This is a genomic window from Cobetia amphilecti, assembly GCF_032923285.1.
Lineage (GTDB): Bacteria > Pseudomonadota > Gammaproteobacteria > Pseudomonadales > Halomonadaceae > Cobetia > Cobetia amphilecti.
This window is the reverse complement of record NZ_CP136695.1, coordinates 827864-853997: the sequence shown is the minus strand read 5'-3', so window position 1 is coordinate 853997 and position 26134 is coordinate 827864. Positions and strand designations below refer to the sequence as shown.

17 protein-coding genes are annotated in these 26134 nt (G+C 65.0%); 3 read left to right on the top strand and 14 right to left on the bottom strand.

The window, feature by feature from the left end; genetic code table 11:
• Positions 1 to 79 precede the first annotated feature (79 nt).
• Together R1T44_RS03760 and R1T44_RS03755 are read right to left on the bottom strand one after the other, a co-directional pair.
• Positions 80 to 3106 carry a molybdopterin-dependent oxidoreductase gene (locus R1T44_RS03760; RefSeq protein ID WP_279835325.1) on the bottom strand — a complete coding sequence of 1009 codons (3027 nt, stop codon included), beginning with the start codon at positions 3104 to 3106 and terminating at the stop codon, positions 80 to 82.
• Positions 3103 to 4866 carry an NADH-ubiquinone oxidoreductase-F iron-sulfur binding region domain-containing protein gene (locus R1T44_RS03755; RefSeq protein ID WP_317292594.1) on the bottom strand — a complete coding sequence of 588 codons (1764 nt, stop codon included), beginning with the start codon at positions 4864 to 4866 and terminating at the stop codon, positions 3103 to 3105. The genes R1T44_RS03760 and R1T44_RS03755 overlap by 4 nt, the downstream gene beginning before the upstream one ends.
• A gap of 420 nt (positions 4867 to 5286) precedes the next feature.
• On the opposite strand from R1T44_RS03755, the gene R1T44_RS03750 reads away from it, so the two are divergent.
• Positions 5287 to 6876 (top strand): BCCT family transporter, encoded by a 1590-nt coding sequence (locus R1T44_RS03750; RefSeq protein WP_043333742.1) that lies wholly within the window; start codon positions 5287 to 5289, stop codon positions 6874 to 6876.
• Between the two features lie 108 nt (positions 6877 to 6984).
• Here R1T44_RS03750 and R1T44_RS03745 read toward each other — a convergent pair whose 3' ends face one another.
• A complete protein-coding gene (locus tag R1T44_RS03745; protein WP_317292593.1) occupies positions 6985 to 7377 on the bottom strand; it encodes a DUF4168 domain-containing protein in 393 nt (130 codons plus the stop codon).
• A gap of 542 nt (positions 7378 to 7919) precedes the next feature.
• Between R1T44_RS03745 and R1T44_RS03740 the strand changes: the two genes are divergently transcribed.
• Positions 7920 to 8651 carry a DUF4174 domain-containing protein gene (locus R1T44_RS03740; protein WP_317292592.1) on the top strand — a complete coding sequence of 244 codons (732 nt, stop codon included), beginning with the start codon at positions 7920 to 7922 and terminating at the stop codon, positions 8649 to 8651.
• A gap of 103 nt (positions 8652 to 8754) precedes the next feature.
• Here the strand turns inward: R1T44_RS03740 and R1T44_RS03735 are convergent, their stop codons facing one another.
• From R1T44_RS03735 to R1T44_RS03690, 10 genes are all read right to left on the bottom strand, one after another.
• Positions 8755 to 9681, bottom strand: coding sequence for an electron transfer flavoprotein subunit beta (locus R1T44_RS03735; RefSeq protein WP_317292591.1), 927 nt, complete (start codon positions 9679 to 9681; stop codon positions 8755 to 8757).
• 33 nt (positions 9682 to 9714) lie between these two features.
• Entirely contained in the window at positions 9715 to 11169 is a 1455-nt protein-coding gene (locus tag R1T44_RS03730; RefSeq protein WP_317292590.1) for an electron transfer flavoprotein subunit alpha/FixB family protein, read from the bottom strand.
• The gene (locus tag R1T44_RS03725; protein WP_317292589.1) at positions 11166 to 13346 is read right to left on the bottom strand and encodes a (Fe-S)-binding protein; all 2181 of its coding nucleotides are present in this window, start codon (positions 13344 to 13346) and stop codon (positions 11166 to 11168) included. Before R1T44_RS03725 ends, R1T44_RS03730 begins: the two co-directional genes overlap by 4 nt.
• Positions 13347 to 13435: 89 nt before the next feature.
• Positions 13436 to 15514, bottom strand: coding sequence for a dimethylglycine demethylation protein DgcA (dgcA, locus tag R1T44_RS03720; RefSeq protein ID WP_043333738.1), 2079 nt, complete (start codon positions 15512 to 15514; stop codon positions 13436 to 13438).
• Positions 15515 to 15786: 272 nt separating this feature from the next.
• Positions 15787 to 16323 carry a DUF5943 domain-containing protein gene (locus tag R1T44_RS03715; protein ID WP_317292588.1) on the bottom strand — a complete coding sequence of 179 codons (537 nt, stop codon included), beginning with the start codon at positions 16321 to 16323 and terminating at the stop codon, positions 15787 to 15789.
• Positions 16324 to 16422: 99 nt separating this feature from the next.
• Positions 16423 to 17433 carry a dipeptidase gene (locus tag R1T44_RS03710; RefSeq protein WP_107335565.1) on the bottom strand — a complete coding sequence of 337 codons (1011 nt, stop codon included), beginning with the start codon at positions 17431 to 17433 and terminating at the stop codon, positions 16423 to 16425.
• A gap of 248 nt (positions 17434 to 17681) precedes the next feature.
• On the bottom strand, positions 17682 to 18443 hold the full coding sequence (gene mtgA, locus R1T44_RS03705; RefSeq protein ID WP_082388235.1) for a monofunctional biosynthetic peptidoglycan transglycosylase: 762 nt from the start codon (positions 18441 to 18443) through the stop codon (positions 17682 to 17684).
• A gap of 284 nt (positions 18444 to 18727) precedes the next feature.
• A complete protein-coding gene (gene gbdR / locus R1T44_RS03700) occupies positions 18728 to 19909 on the bottom strand; it encodes a choline metabolism transcriptional regulator GbdR (protein ID WP_043333766.1) in 1182 nt (393 codons plus the stop codon).
• Positions 19910 to 20652: 743 nt separating this feature from the next.
• Positions 20653 to 21516, bottom strand: coding sequence for an S-formylglutathione hydrolase (gene fghA, locus R1T44_RS03695; RefSeq protein WP_286988934.1), 864 nt, complete (start codon positions 21514 to 21516; stop codon positions 20653 to 20655).
• 121 nt (positions 21517 to 21637) lie between these two features.
• Positions 21638 to 22747, bottom strand: a complete 1110-nt coding sequence (locus tag R1T44_RS03690) for an S-(hydroxymethyl)glutathione dehydrogenase/class III alcohol dehydrogenase (RefSeq protein WP_175090175.1) — start codon at positions 22745 to 22747, stop codon at positions 21638 to 21640.
• Between the two features lie 286 nt (positions 22748 to 23033).
• Here R1T44_RS03690 and R1T44_RS03685 point away from each other — a divergent pair, with 286 nt between their 5' ends.
• Complete coding sequence (locus R1T44_RS03685; RefSeq protein WP_175090174.1) at positions 23034 to 23927, top strand: LysR family transcriptional regulator; 894 nt, start codon at positions 23034 to 23036, stop codon at positions 23925 to 23927.
• A 111-nt stretch (positions 23928 to 24038) separates the two neighbouring features.
• Here R1T44_RS03685 and R1T44_RS03680 read toward each other — a convergent pair whose 3' ends face one another.
• The gene (locus R1T44_RS03680) at positions 24039 to 25565 is read right to left on the bottom strand and encodes an NCS1 family nucleobase:cation symporter-1 (RefSeq protein ID WP_175090173.1); all 1527 of its coding nucleotides are present in this window, start codon (positions 25563 to 25565) and stop codon (positions 24039 to 24041) included.
• Positions 25566 to 26134 lie beyond the last annotated feature (569 nt).

Genomic DNA, 26134 nt, shown 5'->3' with positions numbered 1-26134 from the left:
TCTGGCTCGGTTGCGGTCTATTGCCTCGATCTGGCCGCTCGGTCCAGCCCGCTTGCCATGCCCACCTCACATGTCCGCTTCAGCTCTCCACACCCGCCGAGGCGGGTTCGGCCCTGGCCAGACGACAGGCGGCGTACTTGAACTCGGGAATCTTGCCCACCGGGTCGAGCGCCGGATTGGTCAACAGATTGGCGGCGGCCTCGGCGTAGCAGAAAGGCACGAAGACCATGCCGGCTGGCGTCAGCGGATCGGCGCGGGTAGCAAGAGTGATCTGGCCACGACGCGTGGTGATCGAGAGCGGCTCGCCCGGCGTGATGCCCAGGCGCTCCAGCTCCACCGGATTGAGCGTGGCCACGGCGGCCGGCTCGAGATTGTCGAGCACCGCCGCGCGGCGCGTCATCGAGCCGGTATGCCAGTGTTCGAGCTGACGGCCGGTGGTCAACACCGTCGGATAGTCGTCATCCAGCGTCTCATCCGGCGGCGTGGGCCAGGTAGGCACGAAGCGGGCACGGCCGCTGGCGCGCGGGAAGCCCTCTCCGAACACCACATCCTCGCCCTCGCCTCCCGGCGTCAGGCACGGATAGGTCACCGAGTTCTCCTCGGACAGCCGCGCCCAGTCGATGTTGTCGAGGGAATCCATGCCCTTTTGCATCTCGGCGTAGATCTCCTCCGGCCCGGCGTAATCCCAGTCAAGCCCCATGCGCCGCGCCAGCTGCTGGGTGATCCACCAGTCCGGCTTCGCCTCGCCCGGGGCGCGCAGTGCCGCCCGCCCGCGCTGTACCTGCCGGTTGGTATTGGTGACGCTGCCGTCCTTCTCCGGCCAGGCGTACGAGGGCAGCACCACATCGGCGAACTGTGCCGTCTCGGTGACGAAGATGTCCTGCACCACCAGGTGCTCCAGATGCGCCAGCGCGCTGCGCGCATGTTCGAGATCCGGGTCCGACATCGCCGGATTCTCGCCGAGAATGTACATGCCGCGGATCTGATCGGCGTGGATGGCGTGCATGATCTCCACTACCGTCAGGCCCGGCGTCGCCGAGAGCGGGGTCTGCCACAGCGCTTCCAGCCGCTCGCGCGCCGCCGTGTCACCCACCGGCTGATAGTCCGGGAACACCATCGGAATCATCCCGGCATCCGAGGCGCCCTGGACGTTGTTCTGACCGCGCAGCGGGTGCAGGCCGGTGCCTTCACGCCCGACATGACCACACACCAGCGCCAGCGCGATCAGGCAGCGCGCATTGTCGGTGCCGTGGGTGTGCTGCGAGATGCCCATGCCCCAGAAGATCATCGCGCGCCTGGCGGTCGCATACTCGCGGGCCACGGCGCGAATCTCTTCTGCCGCCACGCCACACAGCGGCGACATCGCCTCCGGCGTCAGCGCCGCGACATGCTCCGCCAGCGCGGCGAAGTCCTCGGTGTGTGCCTCGATATAGGCCTGATTGGCCAGCCCCTCGCTGATGATGACGTTGAGCATGGCATTGAACAGCGCCACGTCCGCCCCCGGCGTGAACTGGATCGAGCGATGCGCCTGACGACGCAGCGCCAGCGCACGCGGGTCGATCACCACGATGCGCGTGCCACGCTTGGCGGCGCGCTTGAAGAAGGTCGCCGCCACCGGATGATTGACGCCCGGGTTGCAGCCGGTCAGCACGATCAGATCGGACTGCTCGGCCTGCATGAAGGAGGCACTCACGCCGCCCGAGCCGACGCCTTCCATCAGCGCCGCCACCGAACTTGCATGACACAGGCGCGTGCAGTGATCGACATGGTTGGAGCCGAAACCGGTGCGCACCAGCTTCTGGAACAGCCACGCCTCCTCGTTGGTGCACTTGGCGCTGCCGAAGCCCGCCAGGCTGTCGGGGCCATGCGCGCGCTTGAGGCGCATGAGCCCCTCGGCCGCGACCTCAAGGGCCTCGTCCCAGCTGGCCTCACGGAAGTGGGTCAGCGGGTGGGCGGGGTCAAAGTTCGCATCCAGCCCCTTGGCCACACCGTCACGGCGGATCAGGGGGCGGATCAGGCGCTCCGGATGGCGCGGATAATCGAAGCCGAAGCGCCCCTTAACGCACAGCCGGCCGTGGTTGGATGGCCCGTCGCGCCCACTGACCGCGATGATGTTGTCCAGCCGCGTATCCGCGACGCGCTGCCGGCGCTTGTCAGTCTTGAGGGAGTCGCCGTCCGCCACGCTCTGCTGGGCATCCGCCAGGGTCGCGACCGGTTGACCCTCGACACTCAATGCCTCGCCGCTGCCGCGACTGACCTGATACTCCAGCTGACAGCCCACGCCGCAGTACGGGCAGATGGAGGCGACGCGCTCATCGACGGCGGCGCTGTCGCCGAAGCCCTGCTCATCCACCTGGGCGGCGGGCATCAGAGCGCCGGTCGGGCAGGCCTGTACGCACTCGCCGCAGGCGACGCAGGTGCTGTCGCCCATCGGGTCCTCGAGATCGAACACGATACGCGTATTGCTGCCGCGCCCCGCCAGCCCGATCACGTCATTGACCTGCACCTCGCGACAGGCGCGCACGCACAGGCCACAGCTGATGCAGGCATCATGATTGACCGCCATCGCGGTGTGGGAGTAATCGAGAGCGCTGGCCTGCATCGGCAACCACTCCTCCACCGTATCCCCCAGCCACTCTCGGACCGTCTCGCGGGCACCGCCCAGGGTCTCGCGCGCGTGCCCGACATCCACCGCCAGCAGCTCGGCCATCGCCATGAAGTGGCTGCTGACATCGGGGTTGTGCGCCTCGGCGGGCATGTCGGCGGCGAGCAGCTCCACCACCATCGCGCGCGCCCCGCCGGCACGTCGCGAGCTGGCACTGCGCACCACCATGCCCGCCCGCGCCTCGCGGATGCAGCTGGCAGCAAGGGTGCGCTCGCCATCGATCTCGACCATGCAGGCGCGACAGTTGCCATCGCCGCGATAATCCGGCGCTTCGCTGTAGCAGAGGTGGGGAATCGTCTCGCCGGCACGCTTGGCAATCTTCCACAGCGTCTCGCCGGGATAGGCCGTCACCTCGGCGCCATCCAGCGTGATGGTGAAGCCATCCTCGCGCAGCGGCTGCTCATCCGAGGATGAGTTGCCCAATCCTGTCAGCGCCTTCATGCCTCACCTCCCGTGCTGTCAGCCGCATGGCTCGTGGCGATCAAGCGTACCCCGCTGCTGGCGAGGGTCTCCCGGAAGTCCTTGAGCAGGCCGAGCACCGGATTGGGCGCGGCCTGACCGAGCCCACAGATCGAGGCGTCCATCATCACCTGCGACAAGCGCGTCAGCAGCGTCTCATCCCACTCATCGCCGCTGAGCGCCGCCAGCATCTGGCGCGTGCCGACACGACACGGCGTGCACTGGCCGCAGGACTCGTCCATGAAGAAGCTCATCAGATTGCGCGCCACCGCTGCCAGGTCGTCCTTATCCGACAGCACCACCACCGCGGCCGAGCCGATGAAGCAGCCGTGGGCCTGCAGGGTGTCAAAATCCAGCGGCAGGTCCGCCTTGCTGGCCGGCAGAATGCCGCCGGAAGCCCCGCCGGGCAGATAGGCACGCAGGCGATGGCCGTCGGCCATGCCGCCGCCGTATTCCTCGACCAGTTCGCTGAGCGTGATGCCAGCCGGCGCCAGATACATGCCCGGGCGTTTGACACGCCCGGAGAGCGAGAAGCTGCGCAGCCCCTGACGCCCCTGACGCCCGGACGCGACGTAGTGGTCATGGCCTTCGCGATGGAGCCGCGCGATCCAATAGACCGTCTCGACGTTGTTGACCAGGGTCGGACGACCGAACAGCCCGCACTGGGCCACGAAGGGCGGACGCTGACGCGGCTTGCCGGGCTTGCCTTCCAGCGACTCGATCAGTGCCGATTCCTCGCCACAGATATAGGCGCCGGCGCCACGCCGCAGCTGGATATAGCCCGGCGCGACGAGGCCTGCGGCTTCCAGCTCCGCGATGCACTCGCGCAGCACCTCATTCAGGGTCGGGTATTCGTCGCGCAGATAGAGGTAGAGCGCCTCGGCCTCGATGGCATGCGCACTGGCCAACGCGCCCTCGAGGAAGGTGTGCGGCTCACGCTCCAGATAGCAGCGGTCCTTGAAGGTGCCGGGCTCGCCTTCATCGGCGTTGATCACGCAATAGCGCGGCCCCGCCTCGGCACGCACGAAGCCCCACTTGCGAAACGTCGGAAAGCCCGCCCCGCCCAGGCCACGCAGGCCCGCCTGTTCGATCATCTGCGCCAGGTCCTCGATGCTGACCTCACCGCCATCCAGCGCGGCGAGCAGCCCATAGCCGCCACTGGCGCGATATTCCGCCAGCCGCGGATAGTCGAGACTCGCTGCCGGCGCGGCATGCACATGGCCTTCGGCAATCGCCGCCGTGACGCCTTCCACGCTGGCGTGGCCGAGATGGTAATGCCCGACCTCCGCCACCGGCGCACTGTCGCAGCGCCCCATGCAGGGCGCACGCAGCACGCGCACCTGTTCGGGGTCCAGCCCCGAGGCGAGACCGGCGCGCAAGGCTTCGGAGCCGGCCAGCTGGCAGGACAGCGAATCACAGACGCGCACGGTCAGCGCCGCGGGCGGCGTCTCGCCATCGCGAACCACGGTGAAATGGGCATAGAAGGTGGCCGTCTCGTAGACCTCGGCCATCGGCAGGCGCATCCACTCGGCCAGCGCGCGCAGATGGGCCAGCGTCAGGTAGCCGACCTCATCATTGAGCACGTGCAGATATTCGAGCAGAAAGTCACGCTGCGCCGGGGCATCGCCCAGCAGGCGCTGTACCTCGGCCCAGGCCTCGGCATCCAGCGGACGGCCGCGCAACTGGCTGCGCGAACGGCGGCGAGCGACAGGTGTCGGCTCGGTCAGGGTCTCAGGCGTCATGGCGGCACCACGGTGTTGTTATTGGGCAGGAGCAGGCAAGGACTGGCGTATCGCGCGAGGAGTGAAGTCTCGGGCGCGAAAGTGGTGCGCGGTCAGGGAGTACGCACCACTTTCCTTCACTGTAGATCGCAATCTACAAAGCGGGCACACCTGCGACAACCGCTCTGAGCGCTGAATCGCCCCCTGTGTCAGTCACGCATATGCCGGCGTCGTATCCAGCTAACTCGCTCTCGCCCAGCCCTCACACAATCACGAGGGCCGGTGGCGACCTGCCCCGCAGTCAGACTCGCCACCGCGCTCCGGATTGCCATTCCACCCCCTTCCCACATCGCAGCCCCGGGAGACACCCACGACAACACCTCGCTTCACGCCAGCTGCCCTGCCCGGCTGGCGACACCAATAACAACATGAGGTCACCACATGTCATCGAATCCGTATGACACGGACTACGAGATCGGCCAGGACAATGTCCAGGTCATGGGTCTCGATGTTCACAACCCCGTCTTCGCGATCAGCGCCGTGCTGATCGTCAGCTTCATCCTGTTTGCCATCCTCTTCCCAGCGGGCGCGGAAAGTGCCCTGGGCGGCGCCAAGGCCTGGTCCATCGCACATGGCGACTGGCTGTTCATGCTGGCCGGCAACCTCTTCGTGCTGTTCTGCCTGCTGCTGATCGTGCACCCAGTGGGCAAGCTGCGCCTGGGCGGTCAAAAGGCGAAGCCCGAGTTCTCGACACGCTCCTGGTTCGCGATGCTGTTCGCCGCTGGCATGGGCATCGGGTTGATGTTCTGGAGCGTCGCCGAACCGGTGGCCTACTACACCGACTGGTACGGCACGCCACTGAACGCACCCGCCGGGACGCCGGAAGGAGCACGCGCCGCGCTGGGTGCCACCATGTATCACTGGGGCCTGCATCCCTGGGCCATCTACGCCGTGGTCGGGCTGTCGCTGGCCTTCTTCACCTACAACAAGGGCCTGCCGCTGACCATCCGCTCGGCGTTCTACCCGATACTCGGTGAGCGCACCTGGGGCTGGATGGGGCATATCGTCGATATCCTCGCCGTGCTGGCGACCATCTTCGGTCTGGCGACTTCGCTGGGGCTGGGCTCCGCTCAGGCAGCATCGGGGCTGGACTACCTGTTCGGCGTCGGCGATGGCCTGCCGACCCAGATCGCGATCATCATCCTGGTGACGCTGGTGGCCATCTACTCGGTCAGTCGTGGCCTGGATGGCGGCGTGAAGCTGCTTTCCAACATCAACATGATCATCGCCGCTGTCCTGATCATCTTCATCCTCATCTTCGGGCCGACACTCGCCATTCTCATGGGCCTGGGCACCACCACCCTCAGCTATGTGGAATATCTGCTTCCGCTGTCCAACTGGATCGGCCGCCCCGATGAAAGCTGGTTCCACGGTTGGACCGTCTTCTACTGGGCGTGGTGGATTTCCTGGTCACCGTTCGTCGGCATGTTCATCGCACGTGTCTCGCGCGGCCGCACCGTACGCGAATTCGTCACCGCCGTGCTGCTGGTGCCGACACTCGTCACCATCGTGTGGATGTCAGTCTTCGGCGGTACCGCACTGGAACAGGCCATCAATGGCGTCGGCGCGCTGGCCAATGGCATCGATTCCGTGTCGCTGGCCATGTTCCAGATGCTCGACAACCTGCCGCTGTCCGGTGTGGCGTCCTTCATCGCCATCCTGTTGGTACTGGTGTTCTTCGTGACCTCCTCGGATTCCGGTTCGCTGGTGATCGATTCGATCACCGCCGGCGGCAAGGTGGATGCACCGATCAGCCAGCGCATGTTCTGGGCAGCGATGGAAGGCCTGATCGCCGGTGCCCTGCTCTATGGCGGCGGAAGCGCTGCGCTGGGCTCGCTGCAGGCGGGCGCCATCGCCACGGGGCTGCCGTTCACGCTGGTACTGCTGGTGATGTGCTATTCGCTGTTCCGTGGTCTGATGCAGGAAAAGAAGGCACAGGACATGCTCATTCGTCCGGTCGCCGGCGCCTGACATGCGGCGCTGACTGACAGGCCGCAAGACATGGGCACAAAAAAACGCCGCCCCCGGCAACCGGGGGCGGCGTTTTCATTGGATGACCCGAACGTCATCCAGGCGAGATCAGGAGTTTTCCTGAGCCAGCTTCTGCACCTTCTTCATCAGGTCCGGGTCGTTCTGGACCGCTTGACCGATGGAGTTGAAGGTGGCGACTTCCAGACCGGAGTCTTCGACAGCGCTGACCATCTCGTCATTGGCTTCCTGACGCACGCTCTGCTTGGCAGTCTCGTCGTCGGCTTTCTGCAGCTTGCCGGCGAATTCCTGAGAGATGCGTGCGATGTCCTGAGAGGCCGCTGCGAACTGTTCCAGCTGAGCGTCAGTGAAATCGCCAGCCTGAGCCTGTGCCGCCTGGGCAGTAGGCTGACCCTGGGCCGGTGCGTCAGCAGCGAACGCCGGTGCCGACATCATGCCCGCGGAAATCAGGGCAGCCGTCATGTATGCAGTCATCCGTTTCATTGCAGCCTCCAGCAGTGATCAATAAGTGTTTGCCCTAACTCAGACGGGCCTGACGACAGGATGTTCATTTTTTCATGCAACTCTTTGAAAACATTCTGTATCGCCAGAGTTACATGAGTCGCAGATCAGCAACGTAAAACCCGCGGGGCCGCGCATGGCGGGCGTCATGACGGCTGGACACGCATACAGCTTGCACCACGATCGTGAAAATATCTGCAGCAAGCCGCGTGAAGTCTGCCCGCCACGCACTCGACCCGCCCTCGATACAGACATGCCTCTGCGATCGCTACGCGCTCTAGACAGGCATGCCACCTGTTGCCGCCGCTATCGGTATGTCGCCATTGGCCTTTTCATAGCCTGAATGAGGGCGGCATGTCGTGAAGTACCACATAAATCGCGCGCCAACGGGCAGCAAACTCTCGGCGACTGTCTTAGTCTTGAAGGAGAGGCTGTCATCCGGGTGTGCCATTCTCCTGTACAACCTGCTTCTGCAGCCCAGGCTGGCACGCCCAGCTCATAACATTCGTTGCCGGAGGACTGCCATGTCCACGCACATACCGTCCACGCAGAGACTGACCAAACAGATACTGCCCGCGCTGCCTCGACTGCTCTCGCATCACAGGCTGATGCCGGGCCTGATGAGCCTCTTGTTGCTGGCCCTGCTGCCGGCCCTGCTGCTGAGCTCGCCGGTACATGCCATCAGCCTGCTGGATTCGGACGCCGACCTGAACGCGCCCGCCGAGACATCCACTGGCGCACCACCGCCCCCGACCTCACCGGACACCGCGGAGACCACCATGACCGCCGCCAATGTCGACCCCGCCGCCAACCCGCTTTTGGGCGAGACCTGGAACCGACGCTCGCTGGTGCTGATCGCGCCGGATGAGCAGGACCGGGACCTCGAGCGTCAACGCGAGGAACTGCGCGCCACGCGTGGCGAGATGCAGCAACGCGACATGACGCTCTATACGCTGATGGGCACGCGCGGCATCCACGATGGCGTGCCGATGAGCTTCGAGGAGGTGCGTGCCCTGCGCGATGCCATGCAATTGCGCGAGGGCGCGCCCTTCACCGTCATCCTGATGGGCAAAGACGGCGGCAAGAAGATGCAGCAGGAAGGCTTCGTCTCCCCCGACCAGATCTATCAGGTGATCGACAACATGCCGATGCGTCAGCGCGAAGCCAGTCAGGCAGCGCGCAAGCCCCCCCAGGGCACCGACGAACACACCTCGCCCGACCCCTTGAACGATGAGGACTGGCAGTGGGAGGAGTGACCTTTCTGTAAGGAGCGACCTTCTGTGAGAAACGACCTTCTGTGATGCATGAAAAAGCCCCTGCCAGCCGAGCTGACAGGGGCTTTTTACCGTCTGCGTGACTTCAGCGCAGCACGCCTTCCTCACGCAGCAGCTTGAGGATTTCCGCCGCGCCCTCCTCGGCGCTCACGCCTTCCAGCCGCTTGCCACCACCCCCTTCGGCCTTGGCGGCCGCGGCCTTGAAGCGGTCCCGCGCGCTGGTCGCCTTGATGCGCTTCAAGCGCTTGGGACGCTTGCGAGCCGGGGCCACGCCGAAGGCCTCGGCCTGCGCATCATGCACCAGCTCGCCGCTGGCCAGTGAGGAAAGCTCACCGCGGCGCGCCTGTGCGAAGGCCGACTGACGCGCCGCCGGCGCCGCGGAATCGACGCTGACAAGTGCCGGCAGCTTCACGCGCAACCGTCGCCGCTGGCCACGCGGCAGCGCCTGCAAGGCGGTGAGATGTGCGCCATCGCAGCTCTCGATCGCGACGATACCCTCCACCAGCGGCCAGCCGAGACTCTCCGCCAGCAGATGCGGCAGCAGACCACTGCCCTCACCGGTCTCGCCCTGGCCGCCACACACCACCAGCTGCGGTGCCGCCTGCTTGAGGCGCGTGACCAGCAGCGGCCAGGCATCGATGACCGGCTGATCAGCAGCCTTGAGCGACGAATTGTCAGCCATGAGCGAATCAGCAGCCTTGAGCGGGTCAGCGCCAGGAACATCCGGCGTCACCAGCGTCAACGACTCAAGCCCCATGCCCAGATAACCGCGCAGCGCTTGATCCTGCTCGCTGCCGAGCGCGATCTCACTGCCACTGGCGTGCCAGGCGCTGAGGCTTACGGCACCGGGTGCCGACTGACGCTCCATCGCCAGACACAGTTCCAGGGCGCGGGCGTCCTGCTCGGCGCGCCGCAGACGTCCCGAAACCGGGTGCTGCCCCAGCGACACCAGACTCACGACCTCAAGCGGCGCCGAGGCCTGCTGCGCAACGGACGAACGATCTGCCTTCATGTCCTTCTCCTTTCCCCTGTCGCAGGCGCGAGTTCAGGCCGCGTCGGCGGCAAGCGTGGCGGATGACGTACTGGATGACGCCGAGGCCGCGGCAGGCACCTGACCCGCCACCGAGGCATCACCGCCGGCACTGCGTTCGGCCTCGAGCTGCTGACAGAGACTGGCGAGAATCGCCCCGGCGTCACCGATCACCGAAAGATCGGCACGCTTGACCATGTCACAGCCGCCATCGGTGTTGATGGCCACCACCTTGTCGCAGCGCTGGATGCCCTGCAGATGCTGGATGGCCCCCGAGATGCCCACCGCGACATAGACCCGCGCCGTCACCCAGGTACCGGTGGCGCCGACCTGGCGGGCACGTGGCATGAAGCCGTCATCCACCGCCACCCGCGAGGCGCCTTCGGTGGCGCCCAGCAGGCTGGCGGCGCGGTGGAAGCCATCCCAATCGCGGATGCCGTTGCCCGCCGAGAGAATGAATTCGGCCTCGCCCAGCGCGATCGCGGAGGGATCGACGGCCACCGGGCCAAGATCTTCGATCACGTCTGGCACGGCGCGCGCGGCACTGGCCGCCTCCCACTCGAGCGGCAGCGCGGCGTGGCGCACATCTTCCACCGGCTCGGCGCATTCCGCCTCGCACAGCACGATACGGGTCAGCGGGCGGGTCAGGTCCTGCTGACCATTGCCGCTGCGCCCGGTAACGTTCACCTCGGCAAGCTCGCCACGCCCGATGGCGGCAAGCTCGCCGTCGAGCTGATAGGCATTGCCGCTGGGCCGCGCCAGCGCATCGCCCTGGCACAGCAGGCGCGCACCGAGACGTCGGCCGCGTTCGCCGCCGCCAGTGCGGGATTCCGGCAGCAACCACAGCCGTGGTGCCAGCTTGCCATCGATGGCCTCAAGCTCCGCCAGCTGGGCCAGAGGCGCATAACCATCGTGGAGGGTATCGGCAAAATGCAGCCAGCGATCGGCACCCGCCGCGCCGAGCCCGACACTGTCGGCGGCGTCACCATCCTCACGCAGCGTGCCGAAAGTAACGGCCAGTACCGCACCCTGATGGGCGGGGTCGGCATCGGCGATCTGACGCGCCAGCCCCAGCACATCGCGGTCGTGACTCGAGAGTCGCCCACCGGTCATGTCCGGCACCACCGCGATCAGGAAGGCGGGTGATGCGATCTCGATCAGCGGCAGCACGCGCGCCTTGGCCACGACCGCGGGCTGGCCAGCACCCGCCGCGGCAGGCCCGGAGCGGCCACTGCGGTCGATGCGCTTGCGACCATTGGCGGCGATGAAGTGGCCGACGTGCGGGTCGCGACGCATCACGCCCTGCGGGCCCATCCAGCGTTCCTGAGGGGCTGCCGCGCCGCGGCCCAGCGCCTGCAGCGCGATGAGATGCTGCGGGTGCAGGCGATTGCGTGCCTGCTGCTCCAGGCGCGGGTCACGGCGTGGCAGTGACTCGCGCTCGGATGCGTGTGGATCGACGGGAATCGTCATGCCGCCACCTCCGCGTCAGTGGGCTGCGTGGTCGACGCCGCCAAGCCTTGCGTGGACGCTTCCAGTACCAGCGCCCGCGCCATCAGTTCCGCCAGATCCAGCACCTGGGGTTCGGCTTCACCGGCCGGAGCCACCACGCCTTCCAGCATCGCGGTGCACTGCGGGCAGCCGACCGCCACGACCTCGGCACCGGTCTCGCGCACATCGCCCATGCGCATGTCGGGGATACGCTGCTTGCCGGGGATGTCCGTCACCGGCGCGCCACCGCCACCGCCGCAACAGCGCGAGCGGAAACCGGAGCGCTGCATCTCGCGCACTTCCAGTCCCAGCGCCGCCAGCAAGCTACGCGGCGCCTCGAATTCACCGTTGTAGCGACCCAGATAGCAGGGGTCGTGCCAGGTGACCGCGCCGAGCGTCGCCAGTCTGGTGGCATCGAGGCTCAGACGACCCGCCGCCAGCAGCTCGTTCATGTAGCTGGTGTGGTGGTTGACGAGGTAGTCGCCACCGAAGGCGGCATATTCACGTCCCAGCACATGGAAGCTGTGCGGATCGCAGGTGATGATGCGCGCGAAGCGATACTTCGACAGGGTGGCGATATTGCGCGTGGCCAGCGACTGGAAGGTCGCCTCATCCCCCAGGCGGCGCGCCACGTCGCCACTGTCACGTTCTTCCGCACCCAGGATGGCGAAATCCACCCCGGCGGCGCGCAGCACCTGCACGAAGGCGCGCAGCGTGCGCTGATTGCGCATGTCGAAGGCGCCATCGCCCAGCCACAGCAGCGCTTCCACCGGACGCGGATCACGCGCTGCCTCGCGGGCGGCCTGCAGCTCGGCGATGCGCGGCAGGTCGAGATCCGCCGCCCAATGCAGGCGTGCTTCGAGCGCGAAGCCGCCCGGGTTGTCGGTGGCGATCAGGTTGTCGAGCACCTCGACGCCCTTGCCCGGCGTCGCGCCCTGCTCCAGCGTCATGTGACGGCGCATGTCGACGATGGCATCGACGTGCTCGATCATCATCGGGCACTCCTCGACGCAGGCGCGACAGGTGGTGCAGGCCCACAGGGTTTCCGGCTCGACCAGTACCTTGAACTCGTGGATCAGCTTGTCGCCATCTGTCGCCTCACCCGCAGCTGCCTTGATCTGGATCGGTCCGGATGACGCTGCCTGAGTTGCCGGGCGAGCATGCGGAGAGGCCCCGACGATGGCCTGCTGCGGGCCGCCGCCATGCTGGCCGGGCGCGCGCCTGGGCTCATCGCCCGGATAGGGCGAACCGGCGTAGGCGGCATCGCTGCCACCGGCCATGCCGACCACCATGTCCTGGATCAGCTTCTTGGGATTGAGCGGCTGACCGGCCGCGAACGCCGGGCACACCGCTTCACAGCGCCCGCACTGCACGCAGGCATCGAAGCCCAGCAGCTGACGCCAGTTGAAATCGGACGGCTTGCCGACACCCAGCGGTGCCTCGGGGTTGGTCAAATCCAGCGGCAGCAATGCGCTGTCGCGGATGCCCGCACTGTCACGGGTGCTGAAACGTGCCGGACGCCGATGGAAGGCCAGATGCAGCGCGCCGGCGAAGGCATGCTTCATCGGCCCGGTGATGCGCGAGCCGCCGCCGGTCATGCCGACGATCATCTCCAGCAGCCCCCAGGCGATGCCCGCTACCAGCACCAGCCCGAGGATGCCGCCGGAGATCATGCCGCCGACGCCTTCCGGCAGCACCAGTGACAGACTCATCACGAACAGGCTGGCGGAGAACACCAGCAGACTCTTGGGCAGACGCATCCACGGGCCACGCGACAGGCGCGCCGGCGGGTCGAGGCGACGACGACGCACGAACAGCGCGCCACTGAACATCGCGCCACTGGCCAGCAGCAGCAAGACGCCCAGCCAGGCGGAGTCGATGCCGAAGCCGTAGACCACCACCATCAGCAGCGCCGCGGCCACGAAGCCACCCCCGGTGGCGACATGGGTGTTGGCCATGTAGCGGTCCCGCGCGACCACGTGGTGCAGGTCCACCCCGTAGCGACGCGGTACCTTGGCAAGGCTCGCGACCAGCTCTCCCATGCTCATGGACGTGGCGTCCGCCCGCCCCTGGCGCCACAGGCCGACGCGCTTGACCGCGCCGATGGCAGCCAGCGCCAGCGCGGCGAAGATCAATACCGACAAGATCGTGTCATTCATGCTGCTCACCCTCTTTCTTCAAGCCCGCTGTCGACCGGACGACTGCCGAGCCGGCGGCATAGGTGCGGCCGGCTCGGCAGATCACGTCATCAGAAGTCCTTGCACAGACGCAGGGCGTCATAGATGGCGGCGTGGGTGTTGCGCGGTGCGTTGCAGTCACCGAGGCGGAACAGCAGATAATCATTGCCTTCGGTGGCCTGGCTCAGGCACGGCTGTGGCTTGATGGCGTAGAGCGACTCGACGTCGATCTGGCCCTTGTTGAGCGAGCCGTCCTTGAAGGCGTAGTAGAGCGCTTCATCCGGGCGCACGCCGTTCTCGACCACGATCTGATCGACGACGCGCTCTTCCAGCGTGCCGGTGTATTCGTTCTCGAGCACCGCCACCAGGCCCTCGCCTTCGCGGTAGACCTCATGCAGCACCATGTCGGAGGTCATCACGACTTCCTTGGCATACAGGCTGCGGTAGTAGGTCGGGAAGGTGGTGCCGCCGACCGCCGCACCCGGCTTGATGTCGTCGGTGACGATCTCGACCCTGGCGCCCTTGTCGGCCAGATAGTCGGCCACCGAGACCCCGGAGAACTCGCAGATGCTGTCGTAGATCAGCACGTTGCTGCCCGGTGCGACGCGCCCATCCAGCACGTCCCATGAAGAGACGATCAGGCTCTTGGCCGGGTCTTCGTCGTAGCCCCAGGACGCGAACTGGTCCATGAACGGACGACCGCCCACCGCGAGAATCACCACATCGCCACGCAGGTCACGGATGGTGGCCTCATCGGCTCGGGTACCGAGGCGCAGGTCAACCTTCAGGCGCGCAAGCTCCAGCTGATACCAGCGCGTGATACCGGCGATCTGATCGCGCTGCGGCGCCTTGGCCGCGATGGTGATCTGGCCACCCAGCTCATCACGGGCCTCGAACAACGTCACGTCGTGGCCGCGTTCGGCGCATACGCGGGCTGCCTCCATGCCGGCCGGACCACCGCCGACGATGACGACCTTGCGCACCGGGCCGCTGGTCTTCTCGATCTGATGCGGCAGGCCCATGTATTCGCGTGAGGTGGCGGCATTCTGGATGCACAGCACGTCGAGGCCCTGATACTGGCGGTCGATGCAGTAGTTGGCGCCGACGCACTGCTTGATCTGGTCGAGCTGACCCATCTTGATCTTGGCGATGATGTGCGGGTCGGCGATGTGGGCGCGGGTCATGCCGACCATGTCGACATAGCCGCCTTCCAGAATGCGCTCGGCCTGGTTGGGGTCCTTGATGTTCTGGGCGTGGATCACCGGAATCGAGACGACTTCCTTGATGCCGGAGGCCAGGTGCAGGAAGGGTTCCGGCGGGTAGGACATGTTGGGAATGACGTTGGCGAGGCTGTTGTGGGTATCACAGCCCGAGCCGATCACGCCGAAGAAGTCGAGCAGACCGGTGGCATCGTAATAGGCCGCGATCTGCTTCATGTCGTCGTGGGACAGGCCATCGGGATGGAATTCATCGCCACAGATGCGCATGCCGACCACGAAGTCGTCGCCGACTTCGGCACGCACCGCCTTGAGCACCTCGAGGCCGAACTTCATGCGGCCCTCGAAGCTGCCGCCCCACTCATCGGTGCGCTTGTTGACGCGCGGGCTCCAGAACTGGTCGATCAGGTGCTGGTGCACGGCGGACAGCTCGACGCCGTCCAGGCCGCCTTCCTTGGCACGCCGCGCCGCCTGGGCGAAATCGGCGATGATGCGCTGGATCTCCTCCACCTCGATGGTCTTGCAGGTGGAGCGGTGCACCGGCTCGCGGATGCCGGACGGTGACATCAGCGAGGTCCAGTCGAAGCCGTCCCAGCGCGAGCGACGGCCCATGTGGGTAATCTGGATCATGATCTTGCCGCCATGCTTGTGCACGGCATCGGCCAGATTCTGGAAATGCGGAATGATGCGGTCGGTCGACAGATTGACGGAGCTCCACCAGCCCTGCGGGCTGTCGATGGAGACCACCGAGGAGCCACCACAGATGCACAGGCCACACCCGCCCTTGGCCTTCTCTTCGTAGTAGCGCACGTAGCGCTCGGTGGTCATGCCGCCATCGGTGGCATACACCTCGGCGTGGGCGGTACTGACGACGCGGTTGCGGATGGTCAGCTTGCCGATCTCGATCGGCTGGAAGAGTGCGTCGAATGCCATGGTGAGAGCTCCTCGCCGGGGAGAGCGCCGCCTCGTCACGCTGGCCTGGCCTGCCCGCCGCCACGAGTCGTTGCTGGTGGCGGCGGGGTCGGCGTCAGGCGTCTTGCATGTCAGGAAAGGCGGCGCTCAGGCGTTGCGTTGTCGTTGTTGTGGGTGGTGAGTGTCGTGACAGAGAGATGCTCGGGCAGCCGGCTTGTGCTGTTGCCTTTTGCCTGGGCCGGGCCTGGGCCTTGACCCGAGCCATGGAATAGAGAGTGGCGGATCCGAAAACGTCACACTGTTCCGGGAGCGACCTTGAAATACCCCACGTCACAGCCTTCCTCACCGCCGCTCTGGGTCTGCACGGCGACGGTGCGCAGCTCGCTGCCACGCGCGGCCAGAATCTGGTCCATCGCGCCGGCGAACCAGCCGGTGAACATGTACTCGAGTTTGGTGCCGGTCTTGCCCTGCTGATAGACGAAGCAGGAGTGTTCCAGGCGCACCTTGCAGGTACCGCGCTCCAGATCGATCTCCTCGGTGATGAACAGACCCCAGCCGCGCTGCGACAGGCGCTTCATGTAGTGCTCGAAGACTTCCACGCCGACCAGGCCATGCAGCTCGGCTTCCTTCTCGCACCAGTGCCAGGCGCTCTTGTAGCCGGCGTGATAGAGAATCTCGGCGTATTTCTCCACGCCCAGCGCCTCTTCCACCGCGACATGGTTGTTGATGAAGAAGTGGCGCGGCACGTACAGCATCGGCAGCGCATCGGACGTCCAGACGCCAGTCTCGCTATCCACTTCGATCGGCAGTTCAGGGGCCATCTTGCTCATGTCGGTGTCCTCCAAAGGGGGCTTGAGGGAATTGCAAAAGAGAGATCAGGAAAGAGAGATCAAGCAAGAGCGATCAATAAAGGGCACAGGCAGCCAGACTCAGCCGCCCCAGACATTTTCCAGCGTGCGCAGCCAGTTCTCGCCCATGATCTTGCGTACCTGATGCTCGCTCATGCCGCGACGCAGCAGCGCCTCGGTCAGATTGGGGAACTCGCCGATGGTGCGGATGCCTTCCGGATTGACGATCTTGCCGAAGTTGGTGAGACGACGGGCGTAGCCCTTGTCGTGGGTCAACCACTCGAAGAAGTCCTGGCCGTGACCCTGGGTGAAGTCGGTGCCGATGCCGATGGCATCCTCGCCGACCAGGTTCATCACGTATTCGATGGCCTCGACGTAGTCGTCGACGGTGGCGTTGACGCCGGCCTTGAGGAAGGGAGTGAACATGGTGACGCCGACGAAGCCGCCGTGTTCGGCGATGAAGCGCAGCTCGGCATCGGACTTGTTGCGCGGGTGGTCCTTGAGACCGGCCGGCGCGCAGTGGGAATAGCAGACAGGTACCCTGGACTCGAGGATGACTTCCTCGGAGGTCTTCGAGCCAACGTGGGAGAGATCACACATCACGCCGACACGGTTCATCTCGGCGACCATCTCGCGGCCGAAGCCGGACAGACCGCCGTCGCGCTCGTAGCAGCCGGTGCCGACCAGATTCTGGGTGTTGTAGCACATCTGCACGATGCCCACGCCGAGCTGCTTGAAGACATCGACATAGCCGATCTGGTCTTCATAGGCGTTGGCATTCTGGAAGCCGTAGATGATGCCGGTCTTGCCGGCGGCCTTGGCGGCGCGGATGTCGGCGGCCGTGCGCGCCACGCAGACCAGATCGCTGCTCTCGGCGATCAGCTGGTTGCTCTTGACGATGTTGTTGACGGTCGCCTGGAAGCCTTCCCAGACCGAGACAGTGCAGTTGGCAGCGGTCAGACCGCCCTTGCGCATGTCCTCGAACAGCTCGCGCTGCCACTTGGCGATCACCAGACCATCGATGACGATGCTGTCATCGTGCAGGGCGCGGGCCGCATCGGACCCACCGAAGGAGGAGGAGAATTCAGACATCATGTCGCTCCGGCGCTGGGCAGGCGGCTCTGGAAGTCAGGTCACTGCCCGTACCCGGCGGACAGGGCCTGCCGGAACACGATCTCCAGCAGGCTGTGCCAGCATAGTCCTGCCCTCTTTCCCCTCTGACGCCAGATGCGACCCGTGGCTATCGAATCGCGTCAGGGCTGTCGTTTCTGAAACGACGACGCCCCGACTCGAGAGAGCCGGGGCGTCGTGGGACAGCCGATGGTGAAGCGTCAGGCCGGTCAATGCGCGGGGGACAGCTCCTTGAGCGAAGGCAGCAGGTCCCAGCTCAGCCAGCCACGCGGCTGTTCCAGACGCTTCAAGTAGCCCATGCCGAGATTGTTCATCTGACGGCGCGTCCAGCTGGCACGGCGCTGGATATAGGCCGAGGGCTTGCCGGCATTGAAGCGGATCGGGTTGGGCAATACCGCCGCCAGCAGACTGGCCTGGTAGGCGGAAAGGCTGGCGGCATCGGTATTGAAGTGATGCTCGGCCGCGGCCTCGACGCCGAAGACCCCCGGCCCCCATTCGGCGACATTCAGGTAGACCTCGAGAATGCGCTCCTTGGGCCAGATCATCTCGATCAGGATGGTGAACCAGACCTCCAGCCCCTTGCGCACCCAGCTGCGCCCGTTCCACAGGAAGACATTCTTGGCGGTCTGCTGGCTGATGGTACTGGCGCCACGCAGACGCTCACCGGCCAGCCGTGCATCGATGGCCTTGACGATCTGATCGACATCGAAGCCGTAGTGATCGGGGAATTTCTGGTCTTCCGAGGCGATCACCGCCAGACGGGCATTGTTGGAAATCTGCTCCATCGGCACCCAGTCATGCTGCAGTGCCATCGGCTCGCCGGTGACCAGGCCATAGCCCCACTTCTCGAGCATCACCATCGACACCGGCAGCGGCACGAAGCGCAGCAATACCACCAGGCCGATGCAGGCCACCATCCAGCAGGCGACGACCTTGAATGCCCACACCGCCAGCCAGCGCAGGCGCTCCATCGGGCGCATGCCGGCACTCGGCGTCGGACGGCGTGTCGCCCCGCGCCGAGCACCCGCCACACGCTCCGTGCCTTCCTGCCTGCGTTGCTGTCCTCGTGCCATCCCTTGCCGTCCCCTGTCGTGCGTGTCGTGGCTCGCCGCCGAGCCATTGTCGTGTCAGCCACTGCTTCCTGGTGTCATCGAGTGTACCAGAGCGTGCCGGTGGCTCCTGTGAAAACGACAACGCCCCTGCCGGAGCGGCAGAGGCGTTGGACGTTGCGGGAGGCTGGTGTCAGTCGGCGGCGTCAGCCCTGCAGACGCACGCTGGCGTAGGTCGGCTCACCGCGCGCATTGGCCAGTGCCAGAATCGCCGAGGAAACGGGGGACTCGCTGGCCGGTTGCAGGGGCGCATTGCCGACCATGCTCTGGCCGATCGACTGGTGCAGCAGCCCTTCCAGACTGGCGACACCGGTCAGCTGGTGATCGCCATCGGCGCGACACGGCACCTCCAGCACGCTGACACTGCGCTCGCCACCGATGCGCTCGTCACGCGGCGGCATGCCGAAGTACTCGCGGTAGCACTTGGAGAAGTGCGGCGTGGACACGAAGCCGCAGGCCGAGGCCACCTCGATGATCGACAGCGCCGTCTGCTTGAGCAGCTGACGCGCGCGGGTCAGGCGCAGCTTGAGGTAGTAGCGCGACGGCGAGCAGTGCAGATACCGCTGGAACAGCCGCTCCAGCTGACGGCGCGAGACATCGACATAGTGCGCCAGCTCGTCCAGGCCGATGGGCTCTTCCAGATTGGCCTCCATCAGCGCGACGATTTCCAGAAGCTTGGGCTGGGTGGTGCCCAGCACATGCTTGAGCGGCACGCGCTGCTGGTCCTGCTCGCCACGCACGCGATCGCAGATGAACATCTCGGAGATGCCCGCCGCCAGTTCGCGGCCATGCTCGCGACCGATCATGGTCAGCATCATGTCCATCGGCGCGGTACCGCCGGAGGCCGTGGCGCGGTCCTGATCGATGGAGAACAGTCGTGTGGTCAACGGCACGCGCGGGAAGGCTTCCTGCATCGCGGCCAGACACTCCCAATGGATGCTGGTCTCATGGCCTTCGAGCAGCCCCGCCTGGGCCAGCGCCCAGCTGCCGGTACAGACGGCGCCCAGCTTGCGGCCGGCACGTGCCTGCGCCTGCAGCCAGCTGACATGCGGGCGATGCACGGAGCGCTGGATGCCGACGCCACCGCACACGATGACGATATCCAGCGGCGGGCAGGCCTCGGTGGAGGTATCGGGCGTGACCTGCAGGCCATCGCTGGCACGCACGGGGGCGCCTTCCAGCGTCACGGTATACCAGCGGTACAGCTCGCGTCCGGCCAGCTGATTGGCCATGCGCAGCGGTTCCACCGCCGAGGCCAGCGAGATGAGCGTGAAGCTGTCGAGCAGCAGGAAGCCGATGGTCTGCGGCTGGCGCGTCTCGCCGGCCATTCCTGCAGCGGATGAGTGAGCTTCGTACGGGCGGGCGAAACGGCCACTGGTCAATGCCATGAGGGGAGTCCTTCTCTATATCTGCTTGAGTGGCAGACCGGGGCCTCGTGATGCCCTCTCCCGTGGCCTGATGAGGCCGGCGGGGGTCCGCAGTATTATCGTTATTGGGTCTCAGCAGGGAGCAAACCCTGAGGGGTCAGCTCCAGCAGCGACGACATCGGCGATCGGCCCCATCAGGGGGAGGTCAATAAGCGACCTCTGCAATTCCGATAGCGTCAGGGATGTCGTGATTCACTGCCTGGACGTCGTGCGTTGTCCACCTCTCGACAGTAAACCATCGCGCCTGCCTGGCGCAGTGACTTTATCGCCGCTGTGCAGCAAATCATCGTTGCCGTACGGCACAGAATAACGCCTGAGTTGGCTACCACTGACGCAGCATAAGCAAACGCCACCAGAACGGGCTTTCATGCCTTGGAGTTCTGAAAAACGCCGCTTCTCATGACGAAAAAACGACAGTCCCGCTATCCATCAATCGGTAGCGGGACTGTCGTTTCTGTCTTTCACGCAGTGTCTCTGCTCGGCGAGCGATCAGCTGCGATTGGCACTCTCACACCTCAACGCCTGAGGCTCACCTCAAAGCAGGTACTTCGCGTGCCTTTTCATTTCTACCGGCGACCACACTCACACCTCAAAGGAGGTGTTTCGCGTGTCTATTCATCTCTACCAGCTACCACACTCACACCTCAAAGGAGGTGTTTCGCGTGGTAGGCAAGATGCTCATCGATGAAGCTGGCCATGAAGAAGTAGCTGTGGTCGTAGCCCGGCTGACGACGCAGGACCAGCGGGTGATCCAGCTCGGCGCAGACCGCCTCCAGGCGCTCCGGCTTGAGCTGCTCCTCGAGGAACTGATCACTCTCGCCCTGCTCGACGAACAGCTCCTGACGCGCGGCGCCGCTCTTGCTCGCCTGCTTGACCAGCTCGCAGGTGTCCCACTGCGCCCACTGGGCGCGGTCATCGCCGAGATAGCCGCTGAAGGCTTTCTCGCCCCACGGGCAGGCCATAGGATTGACGATCGGCGCGAAGGCCGAGACCGAACGATAGCGGCCCGGATTCTTCAGCGCGCAGATCAGCGCGCCGTGGCCGCCCATGGAGTGACCGGAGATCGACTCACGCTCGCCATCCACCGGGAAGTGACGCTTGACGAGCGCCGGCAGCTCCTCGGTGACGTAGTCATACATGCGGTAATGACGCGCCCACGGCTCGCGGGTGGCATTGACGTAGAAGCCTGCGCCACTGCCGAAGTCGTAGCTGTCGTCTTCGCCGTCCAGATTGACGCCGCGCGGACTGGTGTCCGGGCAGATCAGGGCGATGCCCAGCTCCGCCGCCTTCTTCTGCGCGCCGGCCTTCTGCATGAAGTTCTCGTCGGTGCAGGTCAGCCCCGACAGCCACCACAGCATCGGCACCGGGCCCTGTTCGGCCTGGGGCGGCAGATAGATGGCGAACACCATGTCGCAATCCAGGCTGCCGCTGCGGTGACGGTAACGCTTGAGCCAGCCGCCATGCACCTTGTTGGCGCTGACCAGCTCGAGTTGTTCGGTCGCGGTCATCATGCTCTCCCTTGTGATATCGCCCATGAAAACGGCGTCGGCAAGCCGACGCCGTTTCGCGTTCCAGACCTCACCGGGCAACAGGTGCTTCCGTGTTGCCCGGCGGCAGTTCAGCCCCGGATCAGAAGCTCAGCACGGTACGGATCGACTTGCCTTCGTGCAGCAGATCGAAGGATTCGTTGATCTTCTCGAACGGCATCTGGTGAGTGATGAAGTCGTCCAGATTGATCGCGCCGTCCATATAACGGTCGACGTAGCCCGGCAGTTCGGTACGGCCCTTGACGCCACCGAAGGCGGAGCCTTTCCAGACGCGCCCGGTCACCAGCTGGAACGGACGGGTGGAGATCTCTTCACCGGCACCGGCGACGCCGATGATGATGGATTCGCCCCAGCCCTTGTGCGCGCATTCGAGCGCCGCACGCATGACATTGACGTTGCCGATGCACTCGAAGGAGTAGTCGACGCCGCCGTCGGTCATGTCGACGATGGCTTCCTGGACCGGCACGGACAGCTTGCTCGGGTTGACGAAGTCGGTGGCGCCGAACTTGCGGGCCAGGTCGAACTTGTCTTCATTGATGTCGATGGCGATGATGCGCGACGCCTTGGCCATCACCGCGCCCTGGATGGCGGCCAGACCGATGGCACCGAGGCCGAAGATGGCGACGGTAGAGCCCGGCTCGACCTTGGCGGTGTTCATCACCGCGCCGATACCGGTGGTGACGCCACAGCCCAGCAGGCAGATCTTGTCCAGCGGCGCTTCCTTGGACACCTTGGCCAGCGAGACTTCCGGCACCACGGTGTATTCGGAGAAGGTAGAGGTGCCCATGTAGTGGTGCAGCATCTTGCCATCGAGGGAGAAGCGCGAGGTGCCGTCCGGCATCAGGCCGCGACCCTGGGTGGCACGCACGGCGCTGCACAGGTTGGTCTTGCCGGAGAGGCAGAACTTGCACTTGCCGCATTCCGCGGTATAGAGCGGAATGACGTGGTCGCCCGGCACCAGGCCAGTCACGCCCTCGCCCACTTCCTCGACGATACCGGCGCCTTCGTGGCCCAGTACGGACGGGAACAGGCCTTCCGGGTCTGCGCCGGACAGGGTGAACGCATCGGTGTGACAGACGGCGGTATTGACGATGCGTACCAGCACCTCACCGGCCTTCGGCCCTTCGACATCGATCTCGACCAGTTCCAGCGGCTTGCCGGCTTCCAGCGCAATCGCAGCACGTGATTTCATGAATCTCTCCTAGTGAGCATCAATAGCGGTAAACTGGCTGCCAATCTCATGCCCCCTGGTGTGGTGACGATCACCACGGAGGCCACCCTGAAAGGTAGCAGCACCTGACAGGTTGCATGGATGAGTCGCCCGAGGGACTCCCCACGCGACAGGCACTGGGCTCGTCCTTGCGGTTCATCCTTGCGGGCTTGGCATGGAACACAGTCTACGCAGTCATGCGGGTGGGATTAAGCCGTCGGCACTCAGATGATTATTGCCACTCAACAACAATGAAAGAGGAGCCAGCATGCAGCGCTGGGACCGTATCGAAGCCTTCGTGGAAGTCGTCAGAATCGGCTCATTTTCCGGTGCCGCCCGTCATCTCGGGGTGTCCAGCTCACATGTCAGTCGTCTGATCAGCCAGCTGGAAGCCCAGCTCGATACCCAGTTGCTCTACCGCACCACCCGTCAGACGCGTCTCACCGATGCCGGACAGGTGTATTTCGAGCACTGCCATCACCTCTTCGATGGCTTCCGCGCCGCCGAACAGGCCATCGGTGACTTTCATGCCCGCCCCAGCGGCGTGCTCAAGCTGACCAGCGCCACCACCTTCGGCGAGCGCTACGTCGCGCCGCTGGTCAACGACTTCCAGCTGCTGCACCCGCAACTGGAAGTGCAGATGCACTTCACCAACCGTCCGGTGGAACTGATCGACGAGGGCTTCGACGTCGCCATCCGCATGGGCGTGCTCAAGGACTCCTCGCTGATCGCAAGGCGGCTGGTGGACCGCCGCGAATTCGTCGTCGCCTCGCATGACTACTTCCAGCAGGCGCCGCGCCCGCACACGCTGGCCGAGCTCTCCAGCCACCGCTGTCTGGCCGGCTCCAAGCGCGAGTGGCTGTTCGAGGTCGAGGGCCAGCGTCGTGAGGTGCGCATCACCGGCAGCTGGCAGGCCAACTCCGGTCCGGCGCTATTGGACGCCACGCTCAAGGGCCTTGGCCTTGCCCAGATTCCCGACTATTACGTCGCGCCCCACCTGGCCAGCGGCAAGCTGATCTCGGTGCTCGATGAGTACCAGGTGCGCGATACCGGGGTGTGGATCGTCTATCCCCGCCATCGTCACCTCTCGCCCAAGGTGCGCCAGTTCGTCGACTTCATGGTCGAGCGCTTCGAGCACGGCATTCCCGGACTCGCGGGCTGACACCCCCGACAGACGATAGACGATAGACGATAGACGATAGACGACAAACGATAGACGGGCTGCCGATGGGCAGCCCGTCTGTCGTTGTACTCACCGTGTTCACCAGCGGCGTCAGGCGCGTTGCGCTCCGCTGCCCGGCACCGCCTCCGGCAGGTGCACCGGCGGCGCCTTGACCAGCAGCTTGCTGGAAACGAAGTAGACCAGTGCGCCCAGCAGCGAGCCGGTGAACCAGCCGTAGTCGTAGAACCAGGACAGTCCGGGCTGCGAGAAGCTGATCACCGTCAGTCCCACCGGCACGAAGAAGGCGATGAAGCCCGCCGGATTGAAGGCCGGATAGGTGCTGCCATCCAGATAGAGTGCCGGCAGATCAAAGGACTGACGACGGATCACGAAGTAGTCGACGATCATGATCCCCGCGATCGGCCCCAGCAGGCTCGAATAGCCCAGCAGCCAGTTGGAATAGAGGCTCTCGAGACTCACGTCCGAGACGATCCAGCCCATCTTCTTGATCAGCTCGAAGCCCATCAGCAGCACCCCGACCAGCCCGGTCAGCAGCACGCCGCGCGTCTGGTTGATCAATTTCGGCGCGATGTTCTGGAAGTCATTGGTCGGCGAGACGATGTTGGCCGCGGTATTGGTGGAGAGCGTCGCGATGATGATCAGCACCATGGCGATGGCGACCCAGCCGGGGCTGTCGATACGACCGATCAGGTTGACCGGGTCGGAGATGGTCTCGCCCACCAGCGAGCTGGACGCCGCGGTCAGCACCACGCCGAGCGCCGCGAAGAAGAACATCGTCAGCGGCAGGCCGATGATCTGACCGACGATCTGGTCCTTCTGGCTCTTCGCGTAACGGCTGAAGTCAGGAATGTTCAGCGACAGCGTCGCCCAGAAGCCGACCATCGCGGTCAGGCCCGCCATGAAGTAGCTGGCCACGCCATCGCCTTCGGGACGATTCGGCGGCTGGGCCAGCAGCTCGCTGATCGAGGTATGCGGCAGCGCCCACACCATCAGGCCGACACCCACCGCCAGCAGCAAGGGCGCGGAGAGCGTCTCCAGCCACTTGATGGATTCCGCGCCGCGAATCACCACGAACAGGTTTAGCGCCCAGAACACGAAGAAGCCGATGACCTCGCCTACCCCACCCAGCGCCTTCCAGTCGGCCGAGAGGCTCGACAGCAGCAGGTGGATCGCCAGCCCGCCGAACATCGTCTGGATACCGAACCAGCCACAGGCGACCACCGCGCGAATCATGCATGGCACGTTGGAGCCGATGATGCCGAAGGAGGAGCGCAGTACCACCGGGAAGGGAATCCCGAAGCGCGTGCCGGGGAAGGCGTTGAGGGTCAGCGGAATCAGTACCACCAGGTTGGCGACCAGAATCGTGAACAGCGCCTCGCCGACGCTCAGACCGAAGTAGGCGGTCAGGACGCCACCCAGGGTGTAGGTCGGCACGCAGATCGACATGCCGACCCACAGTGCGGCGATGTTCCAGCGCGACCAGGTGCGCTCGGCACTCTTGGTCGGCGCGATATCCTCGTTGTAACGCGGGCTGCGGGCGACATCCTGTGCCACCACCAGCTCGATCATTTCCTCATTGCTGCGCACCATGTGCGAGCGCGTCTGTGTCGGGGCCATGAGTCCTCACCTGTTCAGCTGTTGTTATTGTTGAGGGTGATGCACTGCGCTTGCCTTGTGTCACTTGTCGTTTCCTGTCTTCCTCACCTTCTCCGTCGCTTTCCTGACTCCTCTTCGCTCCTCCCCGTTCGGCACACTTCATCAGGCTCACTTCATTCGGCATTGCATGCAGAAAATTCCGATGCAGAAGATTCTGCGGCAGACGAATCTGCGGCAGACGAATCTGCGGCAGACGAATCTATGGCAGGCCGTGTAGAAGAAACACCTTGCGCAGTTCACGTGTAAAACCCTGTGGCAAATCGCATGCCGCCGGCCGGATTATTGCCGACAAATCAAACCTGTCTTGCAAGACAACTTGAGATGCAATGGCGTGTATTTTCATGCATGACGCCTGTCAGGTGGCGACAAGCCGTGTTCGCGACAACTGTCAGTATGGTCAGGTTCCAAGCTGGTGCAAGGCGGTCTTGCGCAATGCCCCTGCAAACGATCACAAGCCACTGTTGTGCATCGCCTTTTGCCTTGAAAATCGCGTGAACCACGCTGATCCCCCAGGCACCACAATGGTGAAA

Bases quoted from the DNA above. Each gene is read 5' to 3' on its own strand.
- R1T44_RS03735 (WP_317292591.1), bottom strand. From the start codon at position 9,681: ATGAAGGCAGATCGTTCGTCCGTTGCGCAGCAGGCCTCGGCGCCGCTT.
- R1T44_RS03755 (WP_317292594.1), bottom strand. From the start codon at position 4,866: ATGACGCCTGAGACCCTGACCGAGCCGACACCTGTCGCTCGCCGCCGT.
- R1T44_RS03685 (WP_175090174.1), top strand. From the start codon at position 23,034: ATGCAGCGCTGGGACCGTATCGAAGCCTTCGTGGAAGTCGTCAGAATC.
- R1T44_RS03740 (WP_317292592.1), top strand. From the start codon at position 7,920: ATGTCCACGCACATACCGTCCACGCAGAGACTGACCAAACAGATACTG.
- R1T44_RS03745 (WP_317292593.1), bottom strand. From the start codon at position 7,377: ATGAAACGGATGACTGCATACATGACGGCTGCCCTGATTTCCGCGGGC.
- dgcA (WP_043333738.1), bottom strand. From the start codon at position 15,514: ATGGCATTCGACGCACTCTTCCAGCCGATCGAGATCGGCAAGCTGACC.
- gbdR (WP_043333766.1), bottom strand. From the start codon at position 19,909: ATGGCCGGCGAGACGCGCCAGCCGCAGACCATCGGCTTCCTGCTGCTC.
- mtgA (WP_082388235.1), bottom strand. From the start codon at position 18,443: ATGGAGCGCCTGCGCTGGCTGGCGGTGTGGGCATTCAAGGTCGTCGCC.
- R1T44_RS03715 (WP_317292588.1), bottom strand. From the start codon at position 16,323: ATGAGCAAGATGGCCCCTGAACTGCCGATCGAAGTGGATAGCGAGACT.
- R1T44_RS03710 (WP_107335565.1), bottom strand. From the start codon at position 17,433: ATGTCTGAATTCTCCTCCTCCTTCGGTGGGTCCGATGCGGCCCGCGCC.
- R1T44_RS03725 (WP_317292589.1), bottom strand. From the start codon at position 13,346: ATGAATGACACGATCTTGTCGGTATTGATCTTCGCCGCGCTGGCGCTG.
- R1T44_RS03760 (WP_279835325.1), bottom strand. From the start codon at position 3,106: ATGAAGGCGCTGACAGGATTGGGCAACTCATCCTCGGATGAGCAGCCG.
- R1T44_RS03680 (WP_175090173.1), bottom strand. From the start codon at position 25,565: ATGGCCCCGACACAGACGCGCTCGCACATGGTGCGCAGCAATGAGGAA.
- R1T44_RS03690 (WP_175090175.1), bottom strand. From the start codon at position 22,747: ATGAAATCACGTGCTGCGATTGCGCTGGAAGCCGGCAAGCCGCTGGAA.
- fghA (WP_286988934.1), bottom strand. From the start codon at position 21,516: ATGACCGCGACCGAACAACTCGAGCTGGTCAGCGCCAACAAGGTGCAT.
- R1T44_RS03730 (WP_317292590.1), bottom strand. From the start codon at position 11,169: ATGACGATTCCCGTCGATCCACACGCATCCGAGCGCGAGTCACTGCCA.
- R1T44_RS03750 (WP_043333742.1), top strand. From the start codon at position 5,287: ATGTCATCGAATCCGTATGACACGGACTACGAGATCGGCCAGGACAAT.